This window comes from Stenotrophomonas sp. YJH_SMC_80, assembly GCF_059372495.1.
In genome coordinates this window covers 1-7,383 of sequence record NZ_JCAFVP010000031.1, presented here as the reverse complement: position 1 = coordinate 7,383, position 7,383 = coordinate 1, and the positions used below count along the sequence as shown (strand labels likewise).

Here is a 7,383-nt window from a genome sequence, read left to right as displayed (position 1 = left end):
CCGGCACTACCGGCGGTTGTGCAGCGCCCGCCGGTTGCCGATGTGCGCGCATGCTAGCAGCACGCCACCAGTGGCTGTCGCCACGCCATGCCAGCGCAGCGATTCCTTCAGCGGCAGGTACAGCGAGGCCGACAGCAGCAGAATCGCGCCGGTGCAGGCCAGCTGCACAGGCCGCCAGCGCCCGTGCCGGTGCACCCCGGCCGAGGTACTCGCCAAGGCCAGCGACGAGGCCAGCAGCGCGAACAGCCATTCCCAGCGCGACATCATCAACAGCAATGTCATCGCGCCATGGCCGGGATGCTGGAACGAGCGCAGCGCCATCATCGCGGCCGGCACGAAGGCCAGCAGCAGGGGCAGGGCGATGCAATGGGCGGCGCAGGCCAGGGACAGCCAAGCACCGGCAAGATCGAAGCGGGGGTGCCAGCGTGCCGAAGTTGGCGGCTGGGCCAGGGCCCTTGCGGGCGTCGTGGGGATGTGGTCCATAATGTTACATAGTAACAATTGGAGCCTCCCCCATGAAGCGTTCTGCTGCTCTTTTCCTGCTGCTGGCTGCCAGTGCCGCGCAGGCCCATGACATCCGCCAGCACGCACCGCACGTGCACGGCCAGGCGACCGTCGATGTTGCGCTTGACCAGCAGACGCTGGAATTCGCCCTGCAGGCCCCCGGCATCGGCATCCTCGATTACGAGCGACCGCCGGCCAATGCAGCCGAGCAGGCCGCGCTGGCACGGGCTACGACAGTGCTGAAGGGCGGCAGCTGGGTCACCTTGCCCACCGCTGCGGGCTGCCGTCTGGCCACCGGTAAAGCCGATGCAGAGGGCTTCGACGCGACGGCCGCCGCGCCGCCGCCGGGACAGCACCGGCACGCAGGGTTCAGCGCAACGCTGCAGTACCACTGTGCCAAACCTGCCGCGCTGCGCGCCATCGTCGTGCGCCTGCCCGTACTATTCCCCGGCCTGCACGAAGTCATCGTCAACAGCGCAACCGCCAATGGCCAGAACCGCAGCGTGCTGACGCCCGACAACCTGCGCGTGGTGCTGGCACCGTGAGCGCGGCACCGGTGATCTCGCTGGAAGACGTGCAGTTCGGCTACGGCATGCAGCGGGTGCTGGACATCCCGCGGTTATGGGTCGAGCAGGGCAGCAGCGGGTTGCTGCGCGGAATCAGCGGTGGCGGCAAAAGTACCCTGCTGGGCCTGCTGGCGGGCGTGCTGCTGCCCGGCAAGGGCCGCATCGAAGTCGCCGGTCACGCGCTGCAGGCGATGCGCGGTGCCGCGCGGGACCGCTTCCGCGCCGACCACCTGGGCGTGATCTTCCAGCAGTTCAACCTGCTGCCGTTCCTCAGCGTGCGCGACAACATCGCGCTGGGCCTGCGCTTTTCGCGCCTGCGCAGCGCGCGCATCAGTGGGCCGCTGGATGCCGAGATCGCCCGCCTGCTGCAGGCCCTGCAGCTCAACCCTGAGCTTATGCAGCGGCCCGCGGGTACGCTCAGTGTCGGCCAGCAACAACGCGTGGCGGCAGCACGTGCCCTGATCGGTCGTCCGGCATTGCTGCTGGCCGATGAGCCCACCTCGGCGCTTGACCGTGAAGCGGCAACCGCGTTCCTGAAGCTGATGTCGGCGCAGTGCCAAGCAGCTGGCACCACGGTGCTGGTGGTCAGCCATGACGACAGCCTGCAGCCCTTGTTCGACCGCACCATTTCACTGTCCGAGATCAACCACGCAGGTGCCGGCCATGCTTGAGCTTGCCTGGGCCAGCCTGCGCAGCCGTGCGTTGAGCGTGGGCCTGACCGTGCTGGTCATCACCCTCAGCGTGGTGTTGCTGCTGGGCGTCGAGCGTGTACGCACGCAGGCGCACGAGGGGTTCGCCAGCACCGTATCGGGCACCGACCTGATCGTCGGTGCGCGTTCGGGACCGGTGAACCTGCTGCTGTACTCGGTGTTCCATATCGGTGACCCGACCAACAACGTGTCCTGGCAGTCCTACCAGGAGCTGTCCGCATTGCCGCAGGTGAAGTGGTCGGTGCCACTGTCGCTGGGCGATTCCTGGCGCGGCTACCGTGTAGTGGGTACCACTGGCGGCTACTTTGAACACTATCGCTATGGTTCCGGCCACGAGCTGGCCTTTGCACAGGGGCGGCCCTTTGATGATCTGTACGACGCGGTAATCGGTGCGGAGGTGGCACGCGCGCAGAAGGTCGGCCTCGGCGATGAGATCGTGCTGGCGCACGGCACCGGCGCGGTCACCCTGGCCACGCATGCCGACAAGCCGTTCCGCGTTGCGGGCATCCTGCAGCGCACCGGCACGCCGGTGGATTCGTCGCTGCTGGTCTCGCTGCCGGCCATCGAGGCGATCCATGTCGACTGGCGATCGGGCGTGCAGCTACGCAGCCAGAGCGTCAGCGCCGAGCAGGCGCGCCACCTGGACCTGACCCCGACCAGCATCACCGGCTTCATGCTCGGCCTGAATTCGCGCATCGCCACGTTCTCGGTACAGCGCAGGATCAACGAGTATCCGGACGAGGCGATGCTGGCGATCCTGCCCGGCGTGACCCTGCAGCAGCTGTGGCAGACGCTGGGCACGGCCGAGCGGGCGTTGCAGCTGATCAGTGCGATGGTGGTGCTGCTGGGCATGGTCTCGCTGGTGGCGCTGCTGGTCTCGACCCTGCAGGAGCGGCGGCGTGAGATGGCCATCCTGCGCGCGACCGGCGCACGGCCGGGTTACATCGCCGGCCTGCTGGTGGTGGAAGCGGTGGCGACCAGTGCGGTGGCCTGTGTGCTGGCCCTGTCGCTGCTGGTGGTCGCAAGCATTGCCGGGCGCGGCTGGGTACTGGCCACCTTCGGCCTGTCGATCACCCATGTCTGGCCGGATGGCCGCGAGCTGGCGTGGGTGGCAGGCGTGCTGGCGATCAGTGCGGTGGCTGGGCTGGTGCCGGCATTGCTGGCCTACCGGCGAACGCTGGTCGATGGCCTGTCGCCGGGAGGCTGAGCATGCGCTGGATGCTGTCGCTGCCGATGGTGCTGGCCCTGGTTGCCTGCGAGCGGCCGGTGGATACCGGTGTGCAGGCCCTGCCACCCGCGCCGGTTGTTGACCGCGATGACCCTGCAGACGTTGCAGAGCAGGAACTGGACTGGCTGCAGATGATGCCCAAGGACGAGCTGGCCGCGTTGGAACGCGGCGAGGGCCCGGAAGTCGAGCACAACGGCAACCGGCGCATGCCGCAGTTCGGCACCTTCCGCACCGTGGACACGGTACTGCAGCGGCCGGTGCGCCTGCCAGGCTACGTGGTACCACTGGCCAACGCTCAGGACGGGCGGTTGACCGAATTCCTGTTCGTGCCGTACTACGGCGCCTGCATCCACGTGCCACCACCACCGCCGAACCAGATCGTGCACGTGGTGCTGCCGCGCCCGATCGAGATGCCGGACATGTATTCGCCGTTCTTCCTGGCCGGCACCCTGCGGGCCGAACGCTTGGACGACGATCTGGCCGGTTCGGCCTACACCATGCGTGACGCACAGTTGAGGCCCTATGAACCGTAGTCACCTGTTGCTGGCGTTGGGATGCCTGTGGTTGGCGGGCTGTACCGCGCCGGGCGGCGATGCCGTGGTGGTCACGCTGCAGGACAAACCGGCGCCCTCCGCCACGGCCGAAGCCCCCATCGACCGTTGGGATGCGTTGCGGCCCGACGAGGTCACCTATCAGCGCCCGCCGCCGCAGATCGGCCTGTCACGCGGTGGCATGGATGATGTGGGCGGGCTGATCGACGACACCGGCTCAGGCACGCCGCCGGGGCAGGAGATCGACCATTCCAGCCCGGATCGCGCCAAGCAGTTCGGCTCTTCGCGCGTGGTCGATGCTGTCGATGGTCGCACGGTGGATCTGGATGGCTACGTGGTACCGCTCGGCACCAACGATGCAGGATTGGTGGATGAACTGCTGTTCGTGCCGTTCTACGGCGCGTGCATCCACGTGCCGCCACCACCACCGAACCAGATCATCCACGTGACCCTGGCGACACCGATCGCGCTGGGCGATCTGTGGGATCCGTACCGGCTTGCCGGCCGCCTGCAGGTGAAGCGTTTCGACGCGGACATCGCCAGCGCGTCCTACGATGCCGCTGCGGCCACGCTGACGGCGATCCGCAACTGATGCGCAGGCGCCGGATCATTGCTACGGGAATGGTGCTGGCAGTGGTTGCGCTGCTGGTGTGGTGGCAGCAGCGCGCGCCCATCGCGCCGCCTGCGGTCGCGTTTCCGGCGCCGACGTCCAATGCCAGCCAGCGCATCGAACAGCGCCTGGGTGACGACCACGCGTTTCGCAACGACGTGCTGTTCCTGCTCGCGGCGACATTGCGCGACCGCTGCCAGCCGGCGCAGGCGGGGCTGCTGGCGCGCATGGCCAATCGTGCATCGCTGCCGGTGCTGGCGGCAGTCAGCGCGGTGACCCAGCAGGATCCATCGCTGGACCGGCCGATCTACCAGTACATCCAGCATCGCGCCGACGGGACGCCGTGCGGGCAGACGCTGCAGATGCCGTTGGCCGGTGGGCGCCGCATGGCCGTGGACATCGAACAGTACGCGCGCACGTTCCCGGACAGCTACTTCGACCCGCAACGCAGCAGCGAACCGCGGGATTTCGGTGGGCTGTCGCTGCAGCAGCGCGCCGGCAACGCCTGCAACAGCGTGGTGTACTCGGTGCTGCCGCTGGGTGGCACCGACTGGCGGTGCAGCAGCCTGCGCGCGAATGCCCGTGCGCGCGTGCGCGGCCTGTGCGAGGACGAACTGCGGCGCCAGCATGGTGACATTGGTGGCGAGCTGGACGCCGCCGTAGGGCAGGGGATGCAGGCGGCGGTGGTATCGGCGATTGCCGCGCTGCCGGAGGACTGCCGGTGAGCGTCTACCAGTAGAGCCAGGCCATGCCTGGCTGGCGGCCCCGTCGAGCATGCCCGCCTCTACAAAAACTGAATCGGCTGGCTCCGACGACCATAACTATACAGGACATCCTGTATAGTTATGGTCGTAATCCACCCCCACCAGGTTCTCCCATGGCTTTGTCCCAGCCCTTGGCCGGTGCTCCGGCCCTGTCGCGTGCCCGCCGCTGGGCACTGTTGTTTACCGTCGCCGCTGGCCTGCTGCTGGTTACGCTCGACAACTCCGTGCTCTACACCGCACTGCCGACGCTGACCGAGGAACTCTCGGCCAGTGCCGGACAGGCGCTGTGGATCATCAACGCCTATCCGCTGGTGATGGCCGGCCTGCTGCTGGGTGCGGGCACGCTGGGCGACCGCATCGGCCATCGCCGCATGTTCCTGATCGGCCTGGTGGTGTTCGGGGTCGCTTCGCTGGCAGCGGCGTTCGCCGACACCGCAGCGCAGCTGATTGCCGCACGCGCGTTCCTGGCGGTCGGTGCCGCAGCGATGATGCCGGCCACGCTGGCGCTGATCGGCCTGAGCTTCCACGAAGAGCGCGAACGCAACATCGCCATCGCGATCTGGGGTTCGGTGGCCATCGTCGGCGCGGCGCTCGGACCGATCATTGGCGGCTGGCTGCTGCAGCACTTCTGGTGGGGCTCGGTGTTCCTGATCAACGTGCCGGTGGTGGTGGTCGCGTTCGTGGCCACGCTGCTGTTGGCGCCGGAAGGCCAGCGCGACACCTCGCGGCCATGGGACCTTGTGTCCTCGGTGCTGGCATTGGCGGCACTGTCCGGCCTGGTGCTGGCGATCAAGTCGCTGATCGCTACGCCGCCGTCGTATGCGCTGGGCGCGGGCGCGCTGCTGCTGGCCGTCATCAGCGGTGCGGCGTTCGCGCGCCGCCAGCAGCAGCTGCCGTACCCGCTGCTGGACTTTGCGATCTTCCGCAATCCTGCGTTCCTGGCCGGCACGCTGTCGGCGGTGTTCACCCTGTTCGCGATGGCTGGCCTGCAGCTGGTCACCACCCAGCGCTTCCAGCTGGTTGCAGGCTTCACGCCGCTGCAGGCGGGCCTGCTGGTCTCGGTGGCGGCACTGGGCAGCCTGCCCAGCGCGCTGCTGGGCGGCAGCATCCTGCACCGGGTGGGCCTGCGCCCGCTGATCTGTGGTGGCCTGGCCGCAGGTGCGCTGGGCGTCGGCGTGGTGGCGTTCGGCTTCCCGCAAGGCCTTGGCTGGGTGGTGGCTGGTATGGCCATCACCGGCTTCGGCATGGGTTCGGCCATCTCGGTGGCATCCACCGCCATCCTCAACAATGTGCCGGCACACCGCGCAGGCATGGCCTCGTCGGTGGAAGAAGTGTCCTATGAGTTCGGTGGCCTGCTGGCGGTGGCGATGCTGGGCAGCCTGAGCGCCGCGATGTACAGCGCGTTCCTGCCGGTCTCGGCCGATATGCCGGTGCTCGCCCGCGGGGGGTTCACCCAGGCGCTGCATGTCGCGCGCGAGAGCGGGCAGGGTGAGTGGTTCGCACTGGCTGCGGCCGCGTATGACCGTGGCTACCAGATCGTGCTGCTGGTGATCACGGCGGTGCTGGCGATGGGCGCGACGATCATCGCGCGCCTGCTGCGCGGCCGGGTCGGCAGCCGCGAGGGTGCGGCCGATCGCGTAAAATGAAGCGATGAGAACCAGCAAGCGCGACCGCATCCTCGACGCCGCCGTCAACGTGATCAATCGTGATGGCGTGCGAGCGGTGACCTTCGAGTCGGTGGCGGCCGAGGCCAAGCTGACCCGCGGCGGCCTGCTGTACCACTTCCCGTCGCGCGAGGCGCTGCTGCGCGGCATCGACGAGCACCTGGTGCAGGCCTGGGAAACGTCGATGGAAGCGCTGCTGGGCAAGCGCGCGGATGAAGCGACGGCACTGGAGCGTTACCAGACCTTCGTGCGTGTCTCGGCGCAGAGTGCCACCCGTGCCGAACTGATGTTCATGCTGGAATCGGCCGACCCGGAGGCGGGCGAGCGTCCATGGGGACCGGCGGTACGGCGCTGGGCACCATCCGCGCCGGAGGCCGGGAATGTCGATCCGACGACGCTCGACAATTTCGTGGCGCGCCTGGCCGCCGATGGCCTGTGGATCTACGAGGCGATGTACGAAGGCCAGCTGGACGAAGGCGTGCGCGCCCGTGTTGCCGAGCGCATCGCCGGGTTGTTGGCGAAGTCTGAAGGAACGTCCAGTTGAGCGGCCCGCCGGCGCGCAGACATCACCCGTGGTAGAGCCGACCGCTGGTCGGCTGCCCTTCGGTCAGGCCACGAAAATGCGCTTCGGTAGAGTCGACTGTCAGTCGACTGCTCTTCGGTCAGACAGCGAAAACCCGCGCTTCGCGCGTTAGTCGACTGACAGTCGACTCTACCCTCGCGCGTCTGCCCAGCCTGCGCGGCGCCCGAGGCCAGCCACGCCCTCGGCGATACCCCCAGCCGCTT

9 protein-coding genes are annotated in these 7,383 nt (G+C 68.1%); 8 read left to right on the top strand and 1 reads right to left on the bottom strand.

The window, feature by feature from the left end; genetic code table 11:
* Positions 1-6 precede the first annotated feature (6 nt).
* Positions 7-483, bottom strand: coding sequence for a MerC domain-containing protein (locus AC5P99_RS21480; RefSeq protein ID WP_495213538.1), 477 nt, complete (start codon positions 481-483; stop codon positions 7-9).
* A 32-nt stretch (positions 484-515) separates the two neighbouring features.
* On the opposite strand from AC5P99_RS21480, the gene AC5P99_RS21475 reads away from it, so the two are divergent.
* From AC5P99_RS21475 to AC5P99_RS21440, 8 genes are all read left to right on the top strand, one after another.
* Complete coding sequence (locus tag AC5P99_RS21475; RefSeq protein ID WP_049475370.1) at positions 516-1,049, top strand: ZrgA family zinc uptake protein; 534 nt, start codon at positions 516-518, stop codon at positions 1,047-1,049.
* Positions 1,046-1,741 carry an ATP-binding cassette domain-containing protein gene (locus tag AC5P99_RS21470; RefSeq protein WP_495213537.1) on the top strand — a complete coding sequence of 232 codons (696 nt, stop codon included), beginning with the start codon at positions 1,046-1,048 and terminating at the stop codon, positions 1,739-1,741. The genes AC5P99_RS21475 and AC5P99_RS21470 overlap by 4 nt, the downstream gene beginning before the upstream one ends.
* Positions 1,734-2,987, top strand: a complete 1,254-nt coding sequence (locus AC5P99_RS21465; protein ID WP_108269804.1) for an ABC transporter permease — start codon at positions 1,734-1,736, stop codon at positions 2,985-2,987. Before AC5P99_RS21470 ends, AC5P99_RS21465 begins: the two co-directional genes overlap by 8 nt.
* A gap of 2 nt (positions 2,988-2,989) precedes the next feature.
* The gene (locus AC5P99_RS21460) at positions 2,990-3,541 is read left to right on the top strand and encodes a DUF3299 domain-containing protein (protein ID WP_495213536.1); all 552 of its coding nucleotides are present in this window, start codon (positions 2,990-2,992) and stop codon (positions 3,539-3,541) included.
* The gene (locus tag AC5P99_RS21455) at positions 3,531-4,151 is read left to right on the top strand and encodes a DUF3299 domain-containing protein (RefSeq protein ID WP_111118288.1); all 621 of its coding nucleotides are present in this window, start codon (positions 3,531-3,533) and stop codon (positions 4,149-4,151) included. Before AC5P99_RS21460 ends, AC5P99_RS21455 begins: the two co-directional genes overlap by 11 nt.
* Entirely contained in the window at positions 4,151-4,894 is a 744-nt protein-coding gene (locus AC5P99_RS21450) for a hypothetical protein (RefSeq protein ID WP_495213535.1), read from the top strand. Before AC5P99_RS21455 ends, AC5P99_RS21450 begins: the two co-directional genes overlap by 1 nt.
* A 152-nt stretch (positions 4,895-5,046) precedes the next feature.
* Positions 5,047-6,579: an MFS transporter gene (locus AC5P99_RS21445; RefSeq protein WP_495213534.1), complete on the top strand. Its 1,533-nt coding sequence runs from the start codon at positions 5,047-5,049 to the stop codon at positions 6,577-6,579.
* Between the two features lie 4 nt (positions 6,580-6,583).
* A complete protein-coding gene (locus AC5P99_RS21440) occupies positions 6,584-7,141 on the top strand; it encodes a TetR/AcrR family transcriptional regulator (protein WP_495213533.1) in 558 nt (185 codons plus the stop codon).
* Positions 7,142-7,383 lie beyond the last annotated feature (242 nt).